Below are 23,680 nucleotides of genomic sequence, written 5' to 3'. Positions count from 1 at the left end.
TAACAATATAAAAAATAAAAAGCAATTTGCCTCTGCCAAATCGCAGTTACAAATTGCTTTTTGTTTTATACAGCCAACTATTTCTGCAGCACCTCTACCTTACAGCGGTGCTGCTTTGTTTTCTTGGAATAGCCTATACCGACAGCCAAAATCCGTCCTTTATAACGCTTGCTGCCATCTCCCAGAGTTCCGGCAAACTTAAGTGCATACTGCCTGCGTTTAATCTGCTCAATCGCTTCCTCAGGCGTATGGTCCACCTTCAGCTCCAATATAAGGCAATCATCGTTTTCCTGATATGGATAGAAGATAAAGTCAACATAGCCTGTCCCATCCTTATCCTCCCTCTGAACATTATATCTGTCAAGTGCTGCCAGATATATGAGATTAACAATGGCAGCCAGTTCGGTTTCATTGTTATATGCCAACAGCGGTGTTTCCGTATTGTGCGCAAATTCCAGAATCCTGCTCATTGTAGCGGTATCGCCTTTCAGCGTAGCCTGCAGCATCCCTTCCGATTTTACCGCCAGCTGATGTACGTAGCCCAAGGAATCCTTATTCAAAAGCAGCTCATTAAATTTATCCATCAATTCTTTGTTAGGGATGAACACTTTGCCGTTTTCATATGTCAGCAGGCCATAAACAACCATCGCCGAAAAAATCTGTTGCTTTGTATTAAGCTCCAGCAGCATAGCCGCATATTCCTGGATTTTCAAGGGTATCCGTTCGCCTGCAGCCATCAGCGCCAAATCATCACGCACCGCCGTCACATTGTTACGGATATAGTAAAATAATTCGTCATAGGGTCCGGAGCTGGTCCAATAATTATAAAGCTGGTTATTCTGCAAAGCCATAACAACTGAGCGCGGATTATACAGTAAATTACCGGCAGCAGTGTGATAGCCGTCATACCATATTTTTAAGCCTTCACGTGTAACCTGCGGTTGAGCCGTCAAAGCCTGATACTTGGCAAACAGCGCATCTACTTCCGCATCATTAAAGCCAAAAACATCACTATATAATGACATAGTAGCCATATTATATTCCGCAAAGGTATTTAATTCCGAACCGCTGGTATATTTTGATATCGGCAGTACGCCCGTCATATACGCCAGTTGGACATAGACTCTGTCCTTAAGCAAATCCTTTAAGAACAGCAGATATTTTTTCCTGTCATCTTCGGAAATAAAGGCAGCATGAAAGATTGCATCCCATTCGTCAAAAATGAAAATAAACCTTTCGCCCGTCGCTGCAGTAATTCTTTCCAAATCCTCAGCTACGCCGCCTGCCGCACGATAATCAACATCGGGATACGCCTTATGCAGATCGTTCTTCAAGGCATCGGCAATATTATCTATATAGCTTTGGTAATCATTGCTGCTGATTCTGCTGAAATCAATATAAATAACATTATATTGATTAATATGCTGCATAGCCTCGGCATCACGGCCTATATTCAACTGTGCAAAAAGCTTTGCCGTAGCGGCACTTTTAGTCAAAAATGCTCCCAGCATATTAGCCATAACAGTTTTGCCAAAACGGCGCGGACGTGTGATGCACACATACTTGCCATTGGTGCCTATACGCTGCAGCATTTGGCCTATAAAGGCTGTTTTATCAACAAAATATGTACTTTTAGCCATCTCCTCGTATAACACTGCCGGAGAGAGAGTATTTAACAATAATCCCATATGATTCTCCCCCTTGCTTTTGCGCATAGTCTATATCACTGATTATAACATACATTTTCACAAGTGTTGTTTATTCCTTACAGCGTCAGCATCATACCCCTTTACCCGCCAGCACGCCTGCCCCCGCAGCCAAAAGTCCCAAAAGCAGGCTGCCGCCGCTGTACGCTGCCGCCGCGGCTATATTGCCTTCCGTCAGCAGCATCAGGCTTTCATAGCCAAACGAGGAAAAGGTAGTGAAGCCGCCCAGTAAACCTACGCACAAGAACAGGCGCCAAACCGAAGGCAGCAGACCGCGCTCCACAATCAGCGTCATCAAAAGTCCCATGCAAAAGCAGCCTATAATATTAATGGCAAAGGTTCCCCAGGGAAGGGCGCTGCCGCTCATCCTGCTGATAAAATTACCCAGCAGATAACGGCACACTGCACCCAGAGCACCGCCGACTGCTACGCTCAGTATCTCCTTCATGCGCTCTCCAGCTGCTCAATATATTGCAGCGTGCGCTGCCAGTCAATCTTCACTGCTGCCAGCTTTTCCTGCAGCTGCGCCACGGTATATTCCTCGCTGCGCAGCAGGCTCACAATATCGGCAAACTGCGCCTGCAGGCCGGTCAGCCCCAGCGTTGCGCACACACCCTTCAGGTTGTGCGCATAGCGCAGCACCTCCTGCCAATTTTCTGCAGCAGCAGCCTCCTCCAGCAGTCTGTAATCATCTGTTGTCAGCAGCTTGCGCAAAAAGCGCACATACATCTCTTCACTTTCCATAAAGCGCTCTTCCAGCGCTTCCTTGATATCAATCGCCACATACTGTGATATTTCCTGTAAACGCACAGCATCGCACCCCCTTCTGCTTTTAATGCTGCAGGTACGCACTCATCATCTGCGCCAGCAGCTTCATCTGTACGGGCTTCACCATAAAATCGTTCATACCTGCAGCCTTCGCCCGTTCCACATCACTGCTGCCGCTGTTGCCGGTCAGTGCCAGAATCGGCACTGTGTGCGCGTCATCACGTTGCAGCGCTCTGATGGCCTTGGCTGCCTCGCAGCCGTCCATTTCCGGCATCTGCATATCCATCAGCACCATGCTGATGCTGCCCTCGTCCGAAGCCTCAAACAGCTCCACAGCGACCTTGCCGTCGCAGGCAGGCACAACCTCCAGGCCATTCATCGTCAGCAGCTCGCTGATTATCTCCATGTTGATACTGTTGTCCTCTGCTACCAGAATTCTGCAGCCGGCAAAATCCTCCAGCTTCGGCATGCTATCCTGAGGCTTGCTTTCTACCTTTTTTACAATGTTGAACGGCAAAGAAATAATTACGCAGGTGCCTTCATCAACACGACTGCTGATGTGAATGCTGCCATCCATACGCTCCACCAGGCTTTTGACAATCGTCATGCCCAGACCTGTGCCGGTAACGCGCGGCACACCGAAACGGCTGTCGCGTTCAAACGGCTTATAAATCTTCTCCAGGAATTTGGCTGACATACCGCAGCCGGTATCCTTAATGACAAAGGTATAATGCACGCGGTTGCGCTCGTTCCCTGGCTCACGACGCGCCAGAAAGCTGATTTTGCCGTGTGCCTTAGTATATTTAAGCGCATTCGACAAAATATTATTCAGAATCTGCTGCAAGCCCTGCAAATCGCCGCTCACCATTTCGTCTTCTTGCAGCATAATCTGAGAATCAAAAAACTTTTGCTCCAGCTCGGCCTGCGCCGCAAAAATATCGCTGGTATCCTGCGCTACCTTGGCAATCATAAAGGTTTCCTGCACATGCTCCACCTTGCCGTTGTCCAGGCGTGCCATTTCCAGGATATCGTTAATCAAGGTCAGCAGCTGCTGGCCGGCGGCACGTATTTTGCGGATATATTCCTTCACCTGCACGCAGTCATCCTTGTGCAGCTCTGCCAGCTCCGCCATGCCGATAATGCCGTTAAGCGGCGCACGCATATCATGCGACAGTGCCGAAAAGAACATATTTCGAGATTTGGCATTTTCACGTGCTACCTGCAGCGCCTGCTCCGTCAGCTGCAGATGCTCCAGCTCCTTCTGTTTTTCAGCTTCTACCTCACGGAAGAAGAAAACTGCTTCGTCCTCATTCAGCAAATCATCGCGCATCAGGCGGACATTCAGCCATCTGTATTCCTTGCCGAAGCGATAGCGGAACTCACCGCCGAAGTCATTGATATGACGCTCCACCAGGTCCTTGATATGCTCACGCGCAAAGCTGGTCGCAAATTCTTCGGTAGCCTCCGGCTCCACATTCTTTATCAGCTCCTGCAGCAGCTCATCATAATCGCCCTCAGGCTCCTGCGGTCCCGGCGGAGTACTTTTCAGCATATAATAGCGTCCTGTAATATAATTAACTCTGAACACAGCCAGGAATGATTTGCTCATAACGCGGATAACCTCGTTAATGCTCTGCAGCTCCCTGTTCAGCACATGCTCGCGCAGTGCCAAACCGGCAGCCAGCAGCAGGAAAATAGCCAGCGTCAGGCTGAACCACTGCATCAAATCCTTATAATCACCCATCAGGAAATCATAAGGAATTGTTACGATAGATATCCAGCCCTTTTCCGAAACTTTGTAGTAAACACCGCGCTTATTGCCATCGTAGTCGGTGATATAAGATACATCACTGCCGGAATTGCGGATTTCCTTAAAAATTTTATCTACATAAGGCTGCTCTTCTTCTATCGACAGATTGCGGTCATTAATGGTAAACATAATATTACCGGACGGATCGCAAAGGTAGTAATAGCTGTCCTTCGGCAGCTTATTGTCACTCAAAAGGCCATTCAGACGCTCCGGATAAAGATTCATCGCCAGCACATTGTTATCGCTAAAGCGCACGGCCATCGTCAGCAGGCGCTCATTATTCTTGCCGTATTGATATAAATTAGTATAGGCTACGCCGCTTTGATTGCTCAGCGCTGCCTGATACCATTTCAGCGAAGCAACATCTGTCGGCTGTCCCTCCAATCGCTTGCCTATAAGATGCCCATGTACTACAGCGCACATATCAAAGCGGCCCACATCAGCATTTTTTTCCATATAATCGGTAAAATGCGTCAGCGCCTCCTCCAGCTCTGCATCCGTCATATCTGGCTTCATTTCCAGCATATGTGCAAGGTTCTGTGCGGCACTGCGCAGCAGCATTTCCTGAGCTTTTATGCGTCCTGTTTCCCTTGTGGCAAAGCGGGCTGCCAGCTGCTGTCCCATAATATGCGAATTATCCAATATTTTTTCGCGCACAATATACAGGCTCAACAGGGAAACAAGCAGGAAGAAGGCGAAGATGCCTATGCTGTATAGAGATACCTTTATTCTGTTCCTAAAAAATTTAAAGTCCATAAGCCCTCCATTGAGCCACTGTCAACAAACAAGTGCATATTTCATGTATACATATTTTATTATATAACACCAGGCACATCTCTACAAGTGCACACGTCAAAAAGCCGCCTGCGGATATAGGAGTTTCCTCTGCAGGCGGCTGAATAGGTATTTATGTATATATATGCTTGTCGTGTTACTATTGTTGACTAAAATATTGCATTAGGTAACGATGAAGGAGGTTAGGCTTCTGATTTTGTTAGTGAAGAAAGAGTTATTTTCATATACGAAATTACCTGCACAAAAAAGAGAAAAGCTGCATGTGAAAGATGTTATTACCTCTGCAGACAGCTGATCTCATCTTAATGTGTAATTATGATTTTTTCATAACTTCCATACTATATTAGTGTACCACATTATTTTCAAATTTTTTTCTCAGACAATCTAAAGTTATATCATGGATATCCTGCCTATTATAGAAATCTAATAAGGCTACACCTCCAATAATATTCAAATACTTTACAGGTTCCACAAAATATTTTCTTTTAAATTTTAAATCATTTACTTCCAACCATTCTTTCAACCCATCTAACACCCCTAATCTGACATCTTTGTTAGCAGTAGCTTTGCTTGACTGCAATAATAAAATATTAGATGCAAAAGCATTTTTTAAATAGAATTTTGTTAGTTCATATTTATCTGCTCTATTTTCATCATATGTATAATATCCTGCCCACCATAACCTGGAAACAGTATTAAGAACTTGAGATCTGCTAGGACCATAAGTATAAAAAAACGATTGATAATAAGCTCTATTATCTTTAGGGTTTCTCCAATCCCCTTTACGTCTATAATAAATATAATCCCAAAATTTCTCTACAGTCAGCCAAGCCCATAAACGTTCATCAGCAGCAAGACGCATCGGAATATTTTTCATTTTGGAATAAAGTAAGATAGTATTACTCAAATCACTAACAGAAAAATCTTCTTCCTCAGTCAAAGTAAAATCATCAACAGAAACACCAGTATTTTTTATATGATTATTATTAACCAAATATGATGTTATATCATCTCGATTTTCCGAAATCAGCATTGGAATAAATTTTTCATCATCAGCTTTCATTTCAGTAATACTTTCTCGAGTTAAAAATTTCAACTCCATTTTTTCACCTCATTCCTCACCTGGAAACATCTCTATTTCAGAAAAGGCCTTTTTTAAAGGGTTCTGAAATATTCGTTGTGCTATAACAAATATGGATTTATCTCCTGTTTGATTGATATTATCTAGGTATATATCATTGCTTTCTAATTTATCTGAAATAACTTTATACCATTTTTTACCCTCGTGTTCATCTTTTTCTTTTTCCATTACATTTAAAACCGTTATCATTACAGGCAACATAACCATCGTCATTATTGTATTTTTCAATACACCTTTTGCTAACTTCATATATGTATTGTATTCACTCTCATTGATGCAAATCAAAACATATTCATCCTGAGAAAAATTTAAGTCAATCCAATCTTTTTCATCATGTATTTTTTTCACTTTAAATATAGATTCTTGATTACAATAATCAACTGCATCGTTTAGCGTAAGAATGGTTTGGCCTGAATCTGCTAAGATATTTGCTTTTTCAATATTAACTTTTATACCTTGGTAAGCTATATTAAAGTTAGGATTATCGTAATCATCTATTCTTTTTAATGCAACAACAACACCTAAAACTTCAATTTCATCTGTTATATCATCAACAGGAATACTGACTTTATATTCAAATTTTCTTGTATAAAATTTTCTTCTATAAGCAGTCTTTGAACATTCAATATGTAACGCAAATGCCGCGAACCCCTCTCTTATCAAATTCAGTAATCCATCATCATTAAGATTAAACTTAGCACTAATTACAACATTATTAAATTCAACTTTACCATGGATTTCGCTGCTAAATTTTGAATTCTTATTATAATCATCCCTTCCATCAGCCAATACAGGATAAGGATATAAACTATTTTTTAGCCTCATAATGTTTTACCTCCCATTTGCAATATCGCTCAAAAGGTATTTTGAATCTTAATTTTACTATCATATTTTTCCTAACACCAGACAGTATTACTTTATTCTCTTCTCCACAAATAATTTTAGTTGTATCATCTATAGCTTCTATTTCAAGTATAGATAACTTGGCATCATACTGTTCTCCATTTACAAAGAACTCAAGTTTTTCTTTTTTATTGCTTGGTGCTGTAAAAATATACATATATATTCCCTGTGCCGAATTGATGCAAACTACTCTTTGATTCACATGAGTTTCTTCTTCTCTAAATCCTATCTCCATTTCCCCTGGAATTCTCGGTAGTTTTGTACCCTTAGTATGACCATGTTTTCCGCTACCTCTAGTAGTTGAAACATTTATTCCGTTTCCTTGTTCACCATCCACAAACTCCATCTGCTCTTTTTCTTTTTTATTCCTAACTTTTGTTTTTGTCGATTTGTTATGCTTCTCACCACTAACTTTCACTAATCCAATAATTTTTTCCTCCAACTGTTTTCCGTCTAAATCATTAGTGTTATCAGAAGGTAAAAATGCACTTACACCATAAGCATCATTTATTTCAGATATAGATTTCTCTAAAATGCTATTAACTTGTCCTCTCAAATATTTACGCAAATCAACATACATTTTATTTAGACGATTTCTATCCTTTGGATTTTTGCATGAGTCTGGAATCCATTTATCATGAGAAGCAACTTCCATTTTTCGAAATTCTCTATTCATATTAGGATCAGTCATTAACAAAATACCCGTAAACGAAGCAGAGCCGTTAATGTTTTTCTGCTCAAAAAGTTTCATGCCAGCTCCTCTAGTCATAAGTATACGCCGATTTAAATTTTCTGCTTCCATAATAAGTAAAACTGCTTCATCATCAGCAAATCCAAATTCTGATCCATAATCTTCAGCCTTGATTGATATAGTATGGCAATTTCCACTCTCATTTTCTAATAATATGTAATAATTATTCAGATCTTCTATTTTTTCTTCATCTATTTTATTGTAATTGGAATTTTTTATTTTATTGTAAATGAATTCGATATGGCTTCCAAGATTCTGCTTATTTATTTTCTCTCCACATATATTAACCTCTAACTTATCTGACCAAATTGAAACCAAAAAATTTTCTAAAACAGCTCTTTTTATTTCGAATCCCAAATCTGACTCTTCTCGCATTCCCATTACGTATATATCTGTTCCACATGAATTGCGAATGAAATTATCATCTATATCTGCTAATTTCATAATCGCTGTTTTTTTGTTACTATCACTCCAAAAAATATCGCCAGTAGTTAATTCACCATCAGATTCTTTAAAAGAAACTAATCTGCCTACACCAATATTAGACTTAATACCATTTTTATCTAGTGAAGAGTAAAATACCGTACGTAATTCAGAACACACAAAAGGTGCTGCTTTGCCTATGCCAAAACTGCCTTGAGATCCCTGATTATTATTAGCAGTACCTAACTCTTTTACTAATCTACTCCATTTGCTGCCTTTATGCCCATCATCAGCGCCTATTAATCCACACGTATTAAAGTCACTAATCCTTAAAACACGAATATCGTTTCCTAAGCATCTTTTTGCATTTCCAAATATATCCTGTATATCATTATCTTCTTTATTTTCCAGACATTTATCAATAATTACTTTGAACTCTTCGATTCCCGGAAACTTTGCAACAGGAATTCTAAAATCACAAAATTCAACAACAGTAGGTTTATTTTCATCAATTTTTTCTGCATCTAATGCATTTTGGATAGTTTCTCGTACTAATGATTTTATTGCAAAACCAGAAAATGTACATATACCAGAATCGTTAGGACCTTTAATTAAACCATCATTGTTAGGAATTGAATGCCATTTAGCCAACATAATCTTACCTTGTATAATATTCGAAAACCCAAATATATACTTGCCTTTCTTTCAATATCGCAATCCCAAAATTTTATAATGCATATATACTCAAATATATAGGCATTATGTTTTAGTATTTATAAATAGTAAATGATTATTTGTTTATTTTGCTCTACTTTATAATTAAAGTTCAAACTTGCCAATAGTATTGCATTTCCCAAATTTTTGTTTCTGTAATTTTACCTCTTGTTCAATTGCATTAAAAATTTTTTTCACATCATCTTCTGTATACTCATAGCTCGCCGTATTAGAACAATTTCCAAGCAATCTCAACGTGTCTAATATTTTATTTGTTCTATTCACAGCAATTTTATTGAATCTTTCTTTTTTTACATTTTTTTCCATGATAATCATCCTTTCTTTTAATACTTAAATTATACATCCCTCTCGAATATATGTCAAATATCGTCAGTATATTTTTCATATATTTCAATTATATCTATCATATATTTCGAATAAGGATATAAGAAAAAAAACTGCTTAAGAAAAATTCTCTCAAGCAGTTTTTATAAATTTATTTTATATGCACTATCTTATTCCATCAAGCGAACTAATTTGTTTTATATAAGCCTTCACTTTTTCCACACAACCACACAAATCATGCAAAATTTCATCCTCCCAAAACCTGATAACAATCCAGCCATTATCCCTAAGCATAATCGTATTCTCCAAATCACGTTCTATATTGCGTCTGATTTTATTATCCCAATACACACTATTATGCTTAATCTGGTGCTCATGAAAATTTTTTCCATGCCAAAAAACACCATCACAAAAAATCACTATCTTATATTTAGTAATCACTATATCAGGATGACAGTCATATATCCGATAGTATTTTCTGTATCGAATGCCTTCATGCCAAAGAGCTTTACGCAACAGCACCTCTATTTTGGTGTCCTTGCCTTTTATTCTGCTCATAGTTTTAGACACTATTGCATTTTTTGCATCCATTTACAAACACCACCAACAAAGTTGTATAGTAAAATTATGGTTCGCCTTCCATTATGGTACTTAAAGTTCTTCCCATACGTGTAACCATAGGCACAACTAAAGCATTTCCCATACAAAAATATCTGAACTTCTGCGGCATACCAGTATCAGTCCAATTATCGTCAAAGCCTTGGATACGCTCTGCTTCAACCTGTGTCAGTAATCTCAGCCTATTGGTTTCTGGATCTCTGATTACATGCGTGCTACGATTCAAGCTAGACTCTGATGTCAGCATTGTACGTGCCGGTGCATCAATAGAATCAGGAAAAGCGATCGCACCTTCACTAAATATATATCTATGACCTGTTTTGGAAGTACGTTCTATCTTCTTTGCTCCCTTAAGATATTCCCATTTTTCTAGCTTATCACCTAGATAATAATCTTCAGCTACATTCTTTGCAAGGATATCACGCAACAAAGTCGGTTCTTCCTCTATAGGTTTAACATTAGCAGTATAAATCTGTCCGTTTAGCATATAACCTGCATTTTTAAACTCAAAGCTAAAACTTTCTGATACTGTAGGGATATCTTGGAAATTAAGCATTTCCTCATTCACAACAAAATTCTGCTCTATTGGAAAACTTCTTGCAAAAAAGCCTATAGAACTTATTATATGCTCAGGATTTTGTCTGTTCATTCTTTCCGCATAACGGGTATTTGTAGAATACGCAAAAATAAACGTTCTGCGACGCCTTTGGGCAGCGCCATATTCAGCTGCATTAACTACACGCCATTCTACGGCATAACCCAAAGCAGCCAAACAAGCAAGGATTACACCAAAATCACGTCCTCGCTGAGATGCAGGCGATTTTAACAATCTGTCGACATTCTCCAACAATACAAAAGGTGCGTGTTTAGCTTCCAACGTATCACGTATCTGCCACCAAAGCACACCTTTTTTGCCTTCTAAACCAGCAGAACCTGGCAACGGTCTGGCAACAGAATAATCCTGACAAGGAAAACCACCTACAAGCAAATTATGGTCAGGTACATTATGCTTATCTACAATAGAAATATCTACACCGGTAAATTCGTCAATATCGCCCCAATGTTGGACATAACAGTCGTGAGCCCATTGTTTTGTCTTCCCGGGTTCCCATTGGGAAAACCACACTGTCTGAAAATCGCTGGATGCACGCTCCAAGGCAAGTCGGAACCCTCCTACTCCCGCGAAGAGCTCGCATACTGTTTTCTCCATCATTCCACGCCTTTCTTATATAATATACATATATTATATCATATCCTAGTGATTCGATCAAGTTTTAATTTTCCCTCATTCGTTGATTAATCAAATTTACAATATATGTATTGTTAAGCCAAAAGCTCTGTTTAGGCATACGTTCACCATTGGGCAACAGATCACTATCACTCAATGTACCATTACCTATAATACTTCCATCAGCAAACTGATAATATCTTTTTGCTGTATGTGGACGTATATGTATAATTTCAGCATCTGATTTTTTGGGCAAGTTGTTCTTTACTATCGGTCCATTTGCACTGGAAGTTATTTGGAACTTAATGCCTGCCCTCGCAACATCTCTAATCGCTTCCCATTCGCTCTTAACTTTTTCCAAGTCCTTCACAGGCATATTCCACAACAAACAACCCTTTAAAATATAATTGCTGTTTTGTTTTTGATAGATAACAAAAAGAAATTTGGTTTCACTCAAATACTCATAAAGAGTAGAATCTTCCCATTCCTCATTAACTAAATCCCTAAAACTAAATTGTGGCAACGGACTGTTTTCTCTCAATGTCCCTTTTTCATCTAACCGAATAGCTTTAGGAACTATATTGGCTTTTGCAAATTCTTCTGCTCTGTTTGATTTTATACCAAGCATTCTATAAGCCAACTCAATCCATTGAGCTTTATTGTTATTATATTCTCTGTTAAAGATGGTACATAACATCTCATCAGAAGTACCGATATACTGATTGATTTTATTCGTGATTATTTCTTCAAAACTCTTCTTTTCCAGTTCTGCAGGATCAGTTATGATTTCCTCATATGTATTGACACCATTAACTATATATTGGTTCAACACATATGTCATATATGAATTTTTATAGCAAAACGCCCTCTTTTTAGCCAATGTGTATGGTGGATAAAACTGCGGCACAATACTTTTTGCTGCAGTAGCACCCTTGGTGCATGCACCAAGATAAATTGTATCGCCTTCTGAAAGCTCTTCTGCTTTGCCAGCCTTAATCTTATCAATGATTTTCCTATAGTCCTGACGAATAATCTCCAAGTCTTTCGCAGGCGGAGTAAACAACGTAACATAATCAATAGAATACATCAAATTGCTTTCTAAAGTCTTATCTCTTAGGTAATACACCAACAAAAGCAATCTGCACTTTTCCCATAAATGTGATTGGAAAAAATCTTCTTCTACCGGCGAATTATAGCTAATCATAGTCAAGACTAATCTTTCACCTGCACGAAGCTCTCCTTTCTTATTCTTTTCATAAGGAGTTACTTTCAGCTCTACACCAGCTTTGACAAAATCCGCATGAGGATCACTGTTAGATTCATAATTAAAATAGACATTTTCTAATAAATTACCTAACCCGCCTTTACGATGTTTATTAGCATAACTATTTATCTGTTCTTCAGCGACCTGATGTTGATCCCTCTCGATTTTCCAGCCTATAACATCATAAAAACTTTTACCTAACAATTGTTTAGCATATTCTTCTATTGATTTAGGATTCCTATCATCGAACTCAAATCTTGCCATACCCATCACCTCATCATAATCTAGGTAAATAATCATTCTTTAATAAAAAAGGCATCTGCCAAGCTCGACAGATGCCACTGACTCACACAGTCAGGCATGACTTCTCTTAAAAATAGAGCTACCATGCAACTGCTATTAGTATAACATACAAAGACCTTTACGTAAAATTAAATTTAAATCTCTGCACCACTTGCACCACTACTTTTGGTGCAAAAATAAAAACTGCTCCACAACCACTAATATATATCCCTGCAAGTAAAGTCTTCGTAATGGTTCTAAAGCTTTATTTTATGCTGTTTACAGCTAAAATAAGGCTTTTTATTTATATTATATTAAAAATTACGAGCCTACGGTTTTTTAGCAAAAACGCCGAAAAAAGTGGTTCAACTGGTGCAACCGGTGCAAAACGCACCGTTAAAGCAGCACAAAAAAGCTGCCTGCAAAAGGACCTCGTCCCTCCGCAGGCAGCTGAATTTATTTCAATATGTAATCATGCCTGTTCCGCTCTGGCATCAATAGCAGCAGCTTCTTCATCCGTCATATATTCCGGCTTAATGTCACGTCCCATATGATTCAGCATCTTTCTGTCGCTGCGAATCGTAGCGCAGGCCACAGTCGTCAGCATATTACCGGTGATAGTAGCGGATGCGCCAGCCTTAAACGCTGTTTCACCGTCATTGGTCAGCAACGCACGGCCTGCACCCAGGCGAATGTTGGCCAGTGGATTGATATAACGGAAGAAGGCCACAGTACGCAGGATATCAGCCTCGCTCAGACGCGGCAGATGCCCCAGCGGCGTACCCGGAATCGGCATCAGCGCATTTAGCGGAATAGAATCAATGCCAAGCTCTGCAAGGCTGATAGCCATATCAAGACGGTCCTCCCAGGTTTCGCCCATGCCGATAATACCACCGGAGCAGGCGCACATGCCCTCCTCCTTGACCATCTTCAACGTGTTGATTTTCATATCATAGGTATGCGTAGTGCAGATATTGGGGAAGTTGCGCTTAGAGGTTTCAATATTATGATGATAGCTGGTGACACCGGCCTCATGCAAGCGATGCAGCTGTTCACGGGAAAGGAAGCCCATAGAAGCGCACAAATCAATCTTCAAATCACGGTGCATAGTCTCATACGCATGAATAGCCTTGTCGAATTCTTCACCGGTCAGCGCCTTGCCTGCGGTTACAATGGAAAAGCGGTGTACCCCCTCCTCCTGGTTCAGACGTGCCAGCTTCACGATATCCTCCTCCGGCAGGAAGCTGTAAACCTCGCAATCGGTATGGTTATGTGCGGACTGCGCGCAGAATTTGCAGTTTTCCGGACAGCGGCCGCTGCGTCCGTTGATAATGGAGCACAAATCCACGCGCTCACCGACAAAATGCTTGCGGATTTTATCTGCACCTTCACATAATTCCTGCAAATCGCAGGTCAGAAAGGCTTTTAAATCGTCCTGACGTGTCAATCTTCTGCCATCAATAATTTCTTGTGCTAATGCTTGCGGGTTCATATTCTCTTCTCCTTTTATAACCTATTTAATCGGTAGGCTTATGCTGTAAAAAAATAAGTGGTACGTTAACCTTGACCGTTTTAACGTGCACCATCGTTAACCCAAATTATAACATAGGATAACCTTGAGTGCAAGCAGATTGGCGCGCAATTTATAATTACAGCAATATTTTTTGCCGATACAGATTCCGAAGCAAACAAAAGGCTGCAGCCGGACGCCTGTCGGCGCCAAGCTGCAGCCTTCCATGTTTAATTATCTGCGGCACCACTGCCAGATGCGGTATTCCAGCCAGGCGCAGAACACACCGCTGAAATCCAGCAGCACATCCGTCACCCTGCAGGCACGTCCCGGCGAAAAGCTTTGGATATATTCGTCCAGCACCGCCGCGAACAACGCCAAAAACAGGATATAGCCGGTTGCTGTGCGATTCGACACGCCCAGAGCACTGAAGCTGTGGCACAGCAGCAGTCCCAGCAGCGCAAATTCGCAAAAATGCGCCAGCTTGCGGATATGATGCTCCACATCACCCGTCAGCTGGATATCCAGGTGCTGCGCCAAAAGCTGCGTCAGCGCAGTCACCCAGCCGCTAAGCTGGGATGACTGCCGCAGGGGCAGCGACGAATTATAAAAGATTATGCCCACAAAACAGGCAGCCAGTAAAAACCAAAAATACTTCATATAGCTCCATCACTCACTTAATGTGTCTGCAGCCAAAATCAGATATGACGCGTCAGGCACTCCATTACCATCATATTGCTGACAACACCTATACCGCCCGGCACAGGTGTAAAGGCACTGGCCTTTTCAGCAACAGCAGGATCAACGTCGCCCACCAGCTTGCCGTCTACAGCGTTGATGCCTACGTCCACAATCACAACGCCCTCTTTAACCATTTCCGGCTTCACAAAGCAGGCCTTGCCCACTGCAGCGACAATAACATCAGCTTGCTTTAAAAGCTCCGGCAGGTTGCGTGTACGCGAATGGCAGATGGTAACGGTAGCGTTTTGCTGCAGCAGCAGTACGCTCACAGGCTTGCCTACAACATTACTGCGGCCGATAACAACAACGTTCTTGCCCTCCAGCTCAATGCCATAGTGCGCCAAAGTTGCCATGCAGGCACGCGGCGTGCAGGCAGCAAAACGGCTGCGTCCCATGAACACATCACCAATATTCTGCGGATTCAGGCAGTCCACGTCCTTGTTCGGGGAAACTGCTGCGCCCACGTTATCGCTGTTGATATGCTTCGGCATCGGCATCATCGGCATAATACCGGTAACGTAACGGTTGCGGTTCAGCTTTTTGATGATGCTGATAACCTCTTCCTCCGGAGTATCTGCAGGGCAGGTGATAACCTTAGCGGCACCGCCCAGACTTTCAATTAATTTGACCAGCCTGTCCTTATATACGTGAGATGCAGGATCATCACCCACAACCAAAATAGCCAGGGTTACTACCAAGTCGTGCTGCTTAGCAACAGTAATCTTTTTGGCAATAGCCTCACGGTAAACATCAGCAACAGGCTTACCCCTCATTAAAACAGTTTCCATAGTAAATTCACCTCAAAAAAACATAGTTGATTTATTATAGATAGAAAATATATTAATAAATGGCGCTTTATCCTCCAAATTCCTTAAAGGATGGCGCTTTATCCGTCAGACTTTTTTAGAAGAGACCGCTGATAACACCATCATCCGTAACATCGATTTTCTCAGCTGCCGGAACCTTAGGCAGACCAGGCATGGTCATAACATCACCGGTCAGAACTACGATAAAGCCAGCGCCTGCTGCAATGCGGCAGTTGCGGATAGTAATCTTGAAGCCGCTCGGACGTCCCAGCAGTGCCGGGTCATCGGAGAAGGAATACTGGGTTTTAGCCATGCAGATAGGCAGGTTGCCATAGCCAAGCTCTTCAAATTCCTTGAGGGCTTTGTCTGCTTCCTTAGTATAGTTAACGCCGTCAGCACCATAAATTTCCTTAGCGATGGTTTCAATCTTACCCTTCAGGCTCATCTCCAGCGGATAAATCGGTGCGAATTTGCTCTCGCCGCTGTCTGCCAGGGCGATTACTTCCTTAGCAAGGTCGATACCGCCCTCGCCGCCTTTAGCGAATACGTCGGACAGTGCTACATTAACGCCATGCTTAGCGCAGTGCTCGCGTACTGCCTCCAGCTCTTCTGCGGTATCCTGAGCAAAGATGTTGATAGCAACTACGCAAGGAACACCGAATTTTTTAACGTTTTCGATATGCTTCTCCAGATTTACCAGACCTTTTTTAACTGCCTCTACGTTCGGAGTCTTCAGCTCGGTCTTCGGTACACCACCATGCATCTTCAGCGCACGCACGGTAGCAACGATAACAGTTGCGTCCGGCTTCAGGCCAGCATAACGGCATTTGATATCAAAGAATTTTTCTGCACCCAGGTCAGCGCCGAAGCCTGCCTCGGTGATAGTGTAATCAGCCAGCTTCATGCCGGTCTGAGTTGCCATAACGCTGTTGCAGCCATGGGCAATATTAGCAAACGGACCGCCGTGGATGATTGCCGGTACGTTTTCCAGAGTCTGTACCAGGTTAGGCTTAACGGCATCCTTCAGCAGAGCCGCCATTGCGCCCTGAGCCTTAATCTGGCCTGCAGTAACAGGGTTACCGTTGTAATCATAAGCAACGATAATTTTTGCCAGACGCTCCTTGAGGTCGTGCAGGCTGCTTGCCAGGCACAGAATAGCCATAACCTCGGAAGCAACGGTGATGTCAAAGCCGTCCTGACGCGGTACGCCATGAGCCTTGCCGCCCAAGCCTACTACGATGTTGCGCAGCTCGCGGTCGTTCATATCTACAACACGCTTCCAGGCAATACGGCGCGGGTCAATGTTCAGAGCGTTGCCCTGTTGGATATGGTTGTCCAGCATTGCTGCCAGCAGCATATGTGCGGAGGTGATAGCGTGGAAGTCACCGGTAAAGTGCAGGTTGATGTCCTCCATCGGCACAACCTGAGAATAGCCGCCGCCTGCAGCGCCACCCTTAATGCCCATGCAGGGGCCGAGGGAAGGCTCGCGCAGAGCTACGATAACCTTTTTGCCGAGCTTAGCCAGGCCCTGTGCCAGACCTACGGTAGTAGTGGACTTGCCTTCGCCAGCCGGAGTCGGGGTGATAGCGGTAACCAAAATCAGCTTGCCGTCTTTTTTATCTTTCACACGACGGATTAAATCGTAGGACAGTTTTGCTTTATATTTGCCATATAATTCAATATCGTCCTCGCTGATGCCTAATTTGGCAGCAACTTCAGTAATTTTCTGCATTTTTGCCTGTTGGGCAATTTCAATATCGGATAACATGTTTATCTCCTCCTATTTCATTGCGTAAAAACTACATTGAAAACAAAGTATCATATATAGTTCTTCCCCGAGCAGCTTTTTTCCTGCCCGGGGAAGTAAAATAATACAAAAATTTTTAGTTAAACCACACTTCTACCGTAGTGTTTTCAAGCACCTCACTGCCAGGTGGCGGCTTCTGCTGCCACGCATGGCCGCTGCCATAAGGCTTCAGCCGCAGCTTATACGGCTCCAGCAGGTCGATAGTATTACGCATATCCAGTCCTTTGAAGTCCGGCAGCTTAATTTTACCGTCCGGCATTCTTTGCAGCACCGGCAGCTGCTTCGGCTTGTTATCAGCCTTCTGGCTGACAGTATTCAACTCCTCAAACGAGGGCAAGCCCTTACTGTAGACCGGCTGAATGCCCTTCGCTACCAGAATCTGCTGCAGCGTATCGCGGAAAATAGGCGCGCTGACCTGCGAGCCGTAGAAGGCACCCTTCGGCGTATCCAGCATAACGATCATCGCATAGCGCGGTTTATCAGCAGGCACAAAGCCTACGAAGGAAGCAATGTACTGACCGGCAGCATAACCGACGCCGTTCTCGGCCCGCTTTTCGGCCGTACCGGTCTTGCCGGCAATGCGATAGCCCTTAATGGAGGCAGTCTTACCGCCACCCTCGCTGACTACCATTTCCATCATCTCGCGCATCTGGCGTGCCACCTGCTCGGTAATGACATTGCGCACCACCGTCTTCTTGCCCTCCTTGATGACGGTTCCGTCAGCAGCCACTATTTTTTTGACGATATATGGCTGCAGCAGCTCGCCACCGTTGGCAATAGCGCAAATTGCGCGCAGCTCCTGCAGCGGTGTCACGCCAATACCCTGGCCAATAGCCATGGTAGCAATATCAGGTTCGTACATATTCTTGGGATTATACAGGATGCCGTTTTCATCACCGGGAAGCTCGATGCCGGTGGGCGAGCCAAAGCCGAACTTTTTCGCATAGCTCGTAAGCTTTTCCGCTCCCAGCTGCATGCCAAGCTGTACCATACCGGTATTAATCGAAAACTTGATAACCGTTGAAAAGGGCACCGTCCCCATGCCCTCGCCGTCCCAGTTATAAATAGTGCGGTCAGCAATCTTGATATGACCGTTGTCTTGAATCGGTGTATCCGGCGTAATAATGCCCTCCGTCAGGCCCATGCAGCCTACAATCGGCTTAAAGACCGAGCCAGGCTCGTAAACCAGTGAAACAGCACGATTCTTCCAGCTATCAGGACTATATTTGCCAAAATTATTTGGATCAAAGGTCGGACGGCTGACCATACCAAGGATTTCGCCGGTATACGGATCCATGATGATTGCCGCTGCTCCCTGAGCCTTAGTGCGCTTCATAGCATCATCCATAGCATCCTCCAGCACATACTGGATTTTGCTGTCCAAGGTCAAATAGATTGTCGGCAGCTGCTCCTGCTTACGCTGCAAATCCTGCGCAGGCTCATTAAACAGCAGTCCTACCAGCCGCTTGCCGTTAGCATCCATGAGACATGAATAAAGCGTTTTCTTACCTTTAAGCAGGTCATCATATACGTGTTCAATACCGGCCAGTCCCTTGTCATCCGTACCAACATAGCCGATAACCTGTGCCGCTGCCCGCTTTTTAGTATAGTAGCGCTTGCTTTCCTGCTCAAAATGCAGGCCAGGCAAATCATTAGCGTCAATAATTTTCTGGATTTGCGCCACTTCCTTGGGATCCATATAACGCTTCAGCCAAAGATAATTACCGCCGCCACAAAAGTCCTTATAAAGCTTTTCGGGATCCCGCTTCAGCACCGGTGCCAGCAGATTAGCACACAGGCGACGTGCATCACGCGGCCCATGCTCTTTTATTCTGTTCTCGCTGTCAACCATCTTCTCGGGGTCCGCATAAAGCGAGCCCGTCATAATGCTCACGGCCAGCTCCTCTCCATCGCGGTCCATAATGCGTCCGCGCGGAGTGCCGCGCTCATAATCTAATGTCATCTGGTATTTGCTCATTTCCTTGTACTTTGCGGCATCTACCACCTGCAGCCAGACAAGTCGCAAAAATACAAGGAACACTAACAATCCCATCAATAAACACAGGCTAACAAAACGTTTTTGCGCATCCAATAAAGAAAAACGCTTCACCGCTGCCACCTCCCGCTATGCACAACGCGCAAATCACTGCGGCGTTTTTCCGGCGGCTCGGCCTCCAGCTTCTGCAGACGCTCTTCCTCATCATAAACTGACAACAGCAGGCCGATTGCTACCATAGAAATTACCATTGATGTACCACCATAGCTGATAAAGGTAAGCGGTACGCCGATAACCGGCAGCAAACCGCAAACCATGGCCATATTGGAAAAAGCCTGACCGATAATTAAAAATGTAACACCGACAGCCAGCAAAAAACCAACCTTATCACGTGTATGGAAGGCAATTTTACAACATGCAGCACACAAAAGACAAAACACTAGAATCAACAGGAAAGCACCAATTAAACCATTTTCCTGACAAAAAATAGCAAAGGCAAAGTCCGTATGTGACTCCGGCAGGAAAGCAAACTTAGCTGCACCATGTCCCCAGCCGGTACCTGTAAGCCCGCCACTGCCAATGGCCTTCAGCGACTGTATCGTCTGATAACCCCTGCCCTGAGCGTCAAGCCAGGGATCAAGCCATACCATAAAACGGTGCGCACGATACTCCGAAGAAAAAGCCAGAATGCCGCCTCCCACGACACCTAAGATACCCATACCGGTTACCCAAAGCATAGGCAGACCGGCAACAACAAATAATCCCATGACCAGAGCCACGATAATTGCTGCCGTTCCCATATCAGGCTGCTTATAAACAAGAAAACCAATTATCAGCGTCGGGATTATTACGCACAGACAATCGCCAAGGCGCTGGCTTAATCTTTCACCCCGCTTCATCACATTTCCCAGATACTTCGCAGCTATCATTATCAGCAAAGGCTTGGCTATTTCCGATGGCTGAAGCTTAAGCGGACCGATTTTGAGCCATCGGGCAGCGCCATTATTGACCTCTCCCACAAACTCAACTGCTATCAGCATGCCCAATACAACAGCCAAAGCCAAGTAAAGCAATTTTTTATTCAACCAAAATTTGTAGCCAAAATAGCGGATAATAGCAATTGCTACTATGCCAAGCAACGCATAGACATAATACAAAAGCAGAAAATAAAGACCGTCACCAAACATCCCTTGTGCCTTCACAAAGCTGGCACTGAACACATTTATGCCACCCACCAGCAGCAAAACTCCCACAAGTGCATAAACAGCAATGCAGGGATTGTCCCATAGCAAAAATCTCTTCTTCATGGCAAAGCCTTACTTAAAAAACTACCTCGCAGAAATTGATTGGCGTACCAAGCGCACTGAATTTCTGCTCATATTCTGTCTGTACAGGATTCTCATATTCAGAATGATGCAGGTCATAGCTCAAAGCAATAATCTGCAGGCCGAACTCCTTGAATTCCTCTACGGAAAAATCAAACAAAGCGCGGTTATCTGTTTTAAAGCGCAGGTGACCGCCCTCGCCCAGCAGCTGCTTATACAGCGCCAAGAAGTTGCGGTGCGTCAGACGGCGCTTAGCATGACGTGCCTTCGGCCAGGGGTCACTGAAGTTCAGGTACAGCTCCTTGATTTCGCCCGGCTCGAACCAGTCCAGCAGGTTTTCAGCGTTAGCGCAAATGATTTTTACATTCGTCAGCTCCTTATCCTTGGCAACCTTCGCAGGGAAATAGGCAATATCATGCTGTGTTTCAATGCCGATAAAGGCCTTATCCGGATACAGCTCTGCCATACCAATGGTAAAGCGTCCCTTGCCACAGCCAATTTCCAGACACAGACGTTTGCCCGGGAACATCTCCTGCCAATGTCCCTTGAACTTATCAATATCATGCAGGAAAACGTATTCTCCCTGCACTTCCTTCATAGCTTCTTCAATCCATGGTTTTTTTCTTAAGCGCATAGTCAGACCTCACATAAAAATATTTTCTCAATTATCTATTATACAACAAAACTTCTTATGGTGTAAAAAAGAATTATAAAAAAGCCGGCAGCATAATAACTACACTACCGGCATAAGCAGGTGTCTCAGTCCTTCTTCAACACGCCCTTTACCTTACGCAGCAAATCGTCGACCTTTTTATTTGCCGGCGAATCGTTATCTACCTCAAAGCGGCGGCTTTCATCGCCCAGCGGCTTATCCTTGCAGGCCAAGTCCTTCAGCTCGCCCAGCATTTTGATGCCTTCAATGCGTGCCTCCTCATAGGTAGACTTAAAGGCCGACAAATCCTCCGGGCAGCCTGCTGCCAGCCAGGCATTCGCCACCTTGCCCACAGCGTAGGTCACCGACATACCTACAGGAATCTGCACCGGCGCAAAGGGAATCAGCGTCGCCAGCGTCTGCCCTACAAAGGCACCGCCCAGTGAACCCAAAAGCCCCAGCACGGCACTTTCGGAAAGCTTAACACCGCGCAGCTTGGCCAGGCGGGTAATCATATAAACCTCGTTAGCCATCAGTGTCATCGTACCTACTACCGGAGCAACTACAATCACACCGGCGCGGGCAGCAGCCCAACGGCAGATATCCTCTGCCTCCTTATCCGTATCAACAGCATATTTCATTTTATGCTCATCTAAGCGTTCTGTCATTTTTACACCCCATTCCTTAAGCTTATAAACAGCATACTTTTTATAATTACATTATACAGCAAAGCAGGCAGGCAAAACAGTGAGTTTATCGTGAAATCACTGGCTATAGCAAACTTTTTCCGTCGCTGCACTAATCTCCTTAGCAAAGCAGGAGAGTTTATGGTAAAATATTATAGTATATATTGATATTACGTCGAGGTGGTGAGATAAAATGGCAGCAGCTACTGCGCCTGTCGTAGGACGTTTTGCGCCTACGCCCAGCGGCTTTTTGCATTTGGGCAACGTCTTCTGCAGCCTGCTGGCCTGGCTTTATGCCAAAAGCAGCGGCGGCAAAATAGTTTTGCGCATCGAAGACCTGGACCCGCAGCGCTGCTCGCGCGCTAAGGCTGACGCATTGGCACGCGAGCTGGAATGGCTGGGCCTCACCTGGGACGAGGGTGCGTACTGCAGCGCCGCTAGCGACAGCTTTTTCCAAAGCCGCCGCAGCAATATCTATGCTCACTGCTTTGACCTTTTACAGCTGCAGGAGCTTGTCTATCCCTGCTTTTGCAGCCGCAGCGAGCTGCACGCCGCCGAAGCGCCCCATGCCAGCGACGGACGTATTATTTACGCCGGCACCTGCCGCGAGCTGACGGCAGCACAGCGCAGCGCCAAAATGCAGCAGCGCCATCCCGCCTGGCGCATTAAGGTTGCTGACGAGCTTATCTCCTTTACGGATATGCACTATGGCAGGCAACAGGCTAATTTGGCGCACGAATGCGGTGACTTTATCCTGCGCCGCAGCGACGGCGTCTACGCCTACCAGTTAGCTGTAGTCATTGACGATGCGCTCATGGGCGTAAATCAGGTAGTGCGTGGCTGCGATTTGCTCAGCTCCACACCGGTACAGCTTTATCTTTACCGCCTTCTGAACCTTACGCCGCCGTCCTTCTGCCATATACCGCTGCTGACAGATACCGAAGGACGCAGGCTTTCCAAACGCGACGGTGATTTGGAAATTGCAGCCCTCAGGCAGCACTTTGGCAGTCCCGAGCCTATTATCGGCCTCCTGGCCTATCTTGCAGGCCAGCTGCCCAAGCCGGAACCGCTTACCGCCGCAGAGCTGCTGCCGCTTTTCCGTCCGGAATCGGTTCCCCATGACAATATCGTCGTACCGCAATTGCTTTGATTGCGCAGGCAATAACACATTTCACTGATTATAAAACCTGGGAGGAATATATAATGAAAAAATATTTAATGAAAATCAAGGTTAATATGCTGATTGTACTTATCATCAGCTTGCTTGGCGGCATGGCCGGCAGCTACTTCTTCAACAACCGCTGGTTAGGCCTGATTGTAGCTATTCCCCTGTGCGCTCTGTATATCTATCAGGTATATCAGGTGCAGGCCGATTACCGCGAACAGCACACCAAAAAGAAACACACCAA

Annotated in this window: 21 protein-coding genes; 2 read left to right on the top strand and 19 right to left on the bottom strand. The window is 43.9% G+C overall.

The window, feature by feature from the left end; genetic code table 11:
• Nucleotides 1-77: 77 nt before the first annotated feature.
• The 19 genes from BN587_RS05625 to BN587_RS05535 all read right to left on the bottom strand — a co-directional run bounded on the left by BN587_RS05625 (nucleotide 78) and on the right by BN587_RS05535 (nucleotide 22,253).
• Nucleotides 78-1,688 (bottom strand): AAA family ATPase, encoded by a 1,611-nt coding sequence (locus BN587_RS05625; RefSeq protein ID WP_021720168.1) that lies wholly within the window; start codon nucleotides 1,686-1,688, stop codon nucleotides 78-80.
• A gap of 91 nt (nucleotides 1,689-1,779) precedes the next feature.
• On the bottom strand, nucleotides 1,780-2,154 hold the full coding sequence (gene crcB, locus BN587_RS05620; protein WP_021720167.1) for a fluoride efflux transporter CrcB: 375 nt from the start codon (nucleotides 2,152-2,154) through the stop codon (nucleotides 1,780-1,782).
• Nucleotides 2,151-2,516 (bottom strand): Hpt domain-containing protein, encoded by a 366-nt coding sequence (locus BN587_RS11405; RefSeq protein ID WP_021720166.1) that lies wholly within the window; start codon nucleotides 2,514-2,516, stop codon nucleotides 2,151-2,153. The genes crcB and BN587_RS11405 overlap by 4 nt, the downstream gene beginning before the upstream one ends.
• A 22-nt stretch (nucleotides 2,517-2,538) precedes the next feature.
• Complete coding sequence (locus BN587_RS05610) at nucleotides 2,539-5,040, bottom strand: hybrid sensor histidine kinase/response regulator (protein ID WP_021720165.1); 2,502 nt, start codon at nucleotides 5,038-5,040, stop codon at nucleotides 2,539-2,541.
• A gap of 382 nt (nucleotides 5,041-5,422) precedes the next feature.
• A complete protein-coding gene (locus tag BN587_RS05605) occupies nucleotides 5,423-6,181 on the bottom strand; it encodes a DUF6339 family protein (RefSeq protein WP_021720164.1) in 759 nt (252 codons plus the stop codon).
• Between the two features lie 9 nt (nucleotides 6,182-6,190).
• Nucleotides 6,191-7,045 carry a hypothetical protein gene (locus BN587_RS05600; RefSeq protein WP_021720163.1) on the bottom strand — a complete coding sequence of 285 codons (855 nt, stop codon included), beginning with the start codon at nucleotides 7,043-7,045 and terminating at the stop codon, nucleotides 6,191-6,193.
• Complete coding sequence (locus BN587_RS05595; protein ID WP_021720162.1) at nucleotides 7,029-8,951, bottom strand: hypothetical protein; 1,923 nt, start codon at nucleotides 8,949-8,951, stop codon at nucleotides 7,029-7,031. Before BN587_RS05595 ends, BN587_RS05600 begins: the two co-directional genes overlap by 17 nt.
• 165 nt (nucleotides 8,952-9,116) lie before the next feature.
• Nucleotides 9,117-9,338 carry a hypothetical protein gene (locus tag BN587_RS05590; RefSeq protein WP_021720161.1) on the bottom strand — a complete coding sequence of 74 codons (222 nt, stop codon included), beginning with the start codon at nucleotides 9,336-9,338 and terminating at the stop codon, nucleotides 9,117-9,119.
• A 183-nt stretch (nucleotides 9,339-9,521) separates the two neighbouring features.
• The gene (locus tag BN587_RS05585) at nucleotides 9,522-9,947 is read right to left on the bottom strand and encodes a very short patch repair endonuclease (protein ID WP_021720160.1); all 426 of its coding nucleotides are present in this window, start codon (nucleotides 9,945-9,947) and stop codon (nucleotides 9,522-9,524) included.
• Between the two features lie 34 nt (nucleotides 9,948-9,981).
• Nucleotides 9,982-11,184, bottom strand: coding sequence for a DNA (cytosine-5-)-methyltransferase (gene dcm, locus BN587_RS05580; protein ID WP_021720159.1), 1,203 nt, complete (start codon nucleotides 11,182-11,184; stop codon nucleotides 9,982-9,984).
• Between the two features lie 64 nt (nucleotides 11,185-11,248).
• Nucleotides 11,249-12,730 (bottom strand): Sau3AI family type II restriction endonuclease, encoded by a 1,482-nt coding sequence (locus BN587_RS05575; protein ID WP_021720158.1) that lies wholly within the window; start codon nucleotides 12,728-12,730, stop codon nucleotides 11,249-11,251.
• Between the two features lie 490 nt (nucleotides 12,731-13,220).
• Nucleotides 13,221-14,240, bottom strand: a complete 1,020-nt coding sequence (gene bioB / locus BN587_RS05570; RefSeq protein WP_021720157.1) for a biotin synthase BioB — start codon at nucleotides 14,238-14,240, stop codon at nucleotides 13,221-13,223.
• A gap of 252 nt (nucleotides 14,241-14,492) precedes the next feature.
• Nucleotides 14,493-14,918 (bottom strand): VanZ family protein, encoded by a 426-nt coding sequence (locus BN587_RS05565; RefSeq protein WP_021720156.1) that lies wholly within the window; start codon nucleotides 14,916-14,918, stop codon nucleotides 14,493-14,495.
• A 38-nt stretch (nucleotides 14,919-14,956) separates the two neighbouring features.
• The gene (locus BN587_RS05560; protein WP_021720155.1) at nucleotides 14,957-15,787 is read right to left on the bottom strand and encodes a bifunctional 5,10-methylenetetrahydrofolate dehydrogenase/5,10-methenyltetrahydrofolate cyclohydrolase; all 831 of its coding nucleotides are present in this window, start codon (nucleotides 15,785-15,787) and stop codon (nucleotides 14,957-14,959) included.
• Between the two features lie 115 nt (nucleotides 15,788-15,902).
• Nucleotides 15,903-17,573 (bottom strand): formate--tetrahydrofolate ligase, encoded by a 1,671-nt coding sequence (locus BN587_RS05555; RefSeq protein WP_021720154.1) that lies wholly within the window; start codon nucleotides 17,571-17,573, stop codon nucleotides 15,903-15,905.
• Between the two features lie 115 nt (nucleotides 17,574-17,688).
• Nucleotides 17,689-19,722: a penicillin-binding transpeptidase domain-containing protein gene (locus BN587_RS05550; RefSeq protein WP_021720153.1), complete on the bottom strand. Its 2,034-nt coding sequence runs from the start codon at nucleotides 19,720-19,722 to the stop codon at nucleotides 17,689-17,691.
• Nucleotides 19,719-20,915: an FtsW/RodA/SpoVE family cell cycle protein gene (locus BN587_RS05545; protein WP_021720152.1), complete on the bottom strand. Its 1,197-nt coding sequence runs from the start codon at nucleotides 20,913-20,915 to the stop codon at nucleotides 19,719-19,721. Before BN587_RS05545 ends, BN587_RS05550 begins: the two co-directional genes overlap by 4 nt.
• 13 nt (nucleotides 20,916-20,928) lie before the next feature.
• On the bottom strand, nucleotides 20,929-21,567 hold the full coding sequence (gene trmB / locus BN587_RS05540; protein WP_021720151.1) for a tRNA (guanosine(46)-N7)-methyltransferase TrmB: 639 nt from the start codon (nucleotides 21,565-21,567) through the stop codon (nucleotides 20,929-20,931).
• A gap of 125 nt (nucleotides 21,568-21,692) precedes the next feature.
• Nucleotides 21,693-22,253, bottom strand: a complete 561-nt coding sequence (locus BN587_RS05535) for a hypothetical protein (RefSeq protein ID WP_021720150.1) — start codon at nucleotides 22,251-22,253, stop codon at nucleotides 21,693-21,695.
• A 211-nt stretch (nucleotides 22,254-22,464) separates the two neighbouring features.
• Here BN587_RS05535 and gluQRS point away from each other — a divergent pair, with 211 nt between their 5' ends.
• Nucleotides 22,465-23,421, top strand: coding sequence for a tRNA glutamyl-Q(34) synthetase GluQRS (gene gluQRS, locus BN587_RS05530; protein ID WP_021720149.1), 957 nt, complete (start codon nucleotides 22,465-22,467; stop codon nucleotides 23,419-23,421).
• Between the two features lie 53 nt (nucleotides 23,422-23,474).
• A partial coding sequence (locus BN587_RS05525; RefSeq protein WP_044484360.1) for a hypothetical protein occupies nucleotides 23,475-23,680 on the top strand: 206 nt, incomplete at its 3' end.

The organism is Phascolarctobacterium succinatutens CAG:287, assembly GCF_000434895.1.
Taxonomy (GTDB): domain Bacteria; phylum Bacillota; class Negativicutes; order Acidaminococcales; family Acidaminococcaceae; genus Phascolarctobacterium_A; species Phascolarctobacterium_A succinatutens_A.
The sequence above is the reverse complement of the archived record's forward strand: the minus strand, read 5'-3'. Positions and strand labels throughout refer to the sequence as shown.

Coding starts and splice junctions, on each gene's coding strand:
- BN587_RS05625 (WP_021720168.1), bottom strand. CDS start 1,688: ATGGGATTATTGTTAAATACTCTCTCTCCGGCAGTGTTATACGAGGAG.
- crcB (WP_021720167.1), bottom strand. CDS start 2,154: ATGAAGGAGATACTGAGCGTAGCAGTCGGCGGTGCTCTGGGTGCAGTG.
- BN587_RS05610 (WP_021720165.1), bottom strand. CDS start 5,040: ATGGACTTTAAATTTTTTAGGAACAGAATAAAGGTATCTCTATACAGC.
- BN587_RS05605 (WP_021720164.1), bottom strand. CDS start 6,181: ATGGAGTTGAAATTTTTAACTCGAGAAAGTATTACTGAAATGAAAGCT.
- BN587_RS05600 (WP_021720163.1), bottom strand. CDS start 7,045: ATGAGGCTAAAAAATAGTTTATATCCTTATCCTGTATTGGCTGATGGA.
- BN587_RS05595 (WP_021720162.1), bottom strand. CDS start 8,951: ATGTTGGCTAAATGGCATTCAATTCCTAACAATGATGGTTTAATTAAA.
- BN587_RS05590 (WP_021720161.1), bottom strand. CDS start 9,338: ATGGAAAAAAATGTAAAAAAAGAAAGATTCAATAAAATTGCTGTGAAT.
- BN587_RS05585 (WP_021720160.1), bottom strand. CDS start 9,947: ATGGATGCAAAAAATGCAATAGTGTCTAAAACTATGAGCAGAATAAAA.
- dcm (WP_021720159.1), bottom strand. CDS start 11,184: ATGGAGAAAACAGTATGCGAGCTCTTCGCGGGAGTAGGAGGGTTCCGA.
- BN587_RS05575 (WP_021720158.1), bottom strand. CDS start 12,730: ATGGCAAGATTTGAGTTCGATGATAGGAATCCTAAATCAATAGAAGAA.
- bioB (WP_021720157.1), bottom strand. CDS start 14,240: ATGAACCCGCAAGCATTAGCACAAGAAATTATTGATGGCAGAAGATTG.
- BN587_RS05565 (WP_021720156.1), bottom strand. CDS start 14,918: ATGAAGTATTTTTGGTTTTTACTGGCTGCCTGTTTTGTGGGCATAATC.
- BN587_RS05560 (WP_021720155.1), bottom strand. CDS start 15,787: ATGGAAACTGTTTTAATGAGGGGTAAGCCTGTTGCTGATGTTTACCGT.
- BN587_RS05555 (WP_021720154.1), bottom strand. CDS start 17,573: ATGTTATCCGATATTGAAATTGCCCAACAGGCAAAAATGCAGAAAATT.
- BN587_RS05545 (WP_021720152.1), bottom strand. CDS start 20,915: ATGAAGAAGAGATTTTTGCTATGGGACAATCCCTGCATTGCTGTTTAT.
- trmB (WP_021720151.1), bottom strand. CDS start 21,567: ATGCGCTTAAGAAAAAAACCATGGATTGAAGAAGCTATGAAGGAAGTG.
- BN587_RS05535 (WP_021720150.1), bottom strand. CDS start 22,253: ATGACAGAACGCTTAGATGAGCATAAAATGAAATATGCTGTTGATACG.
- gluQRS (WP_021720149.1), top strand. CDS start 22,465: ATGGCAGCAGCTACTGCGCCTGTCGTAGGACGTTTTGCGCCTACGCCC.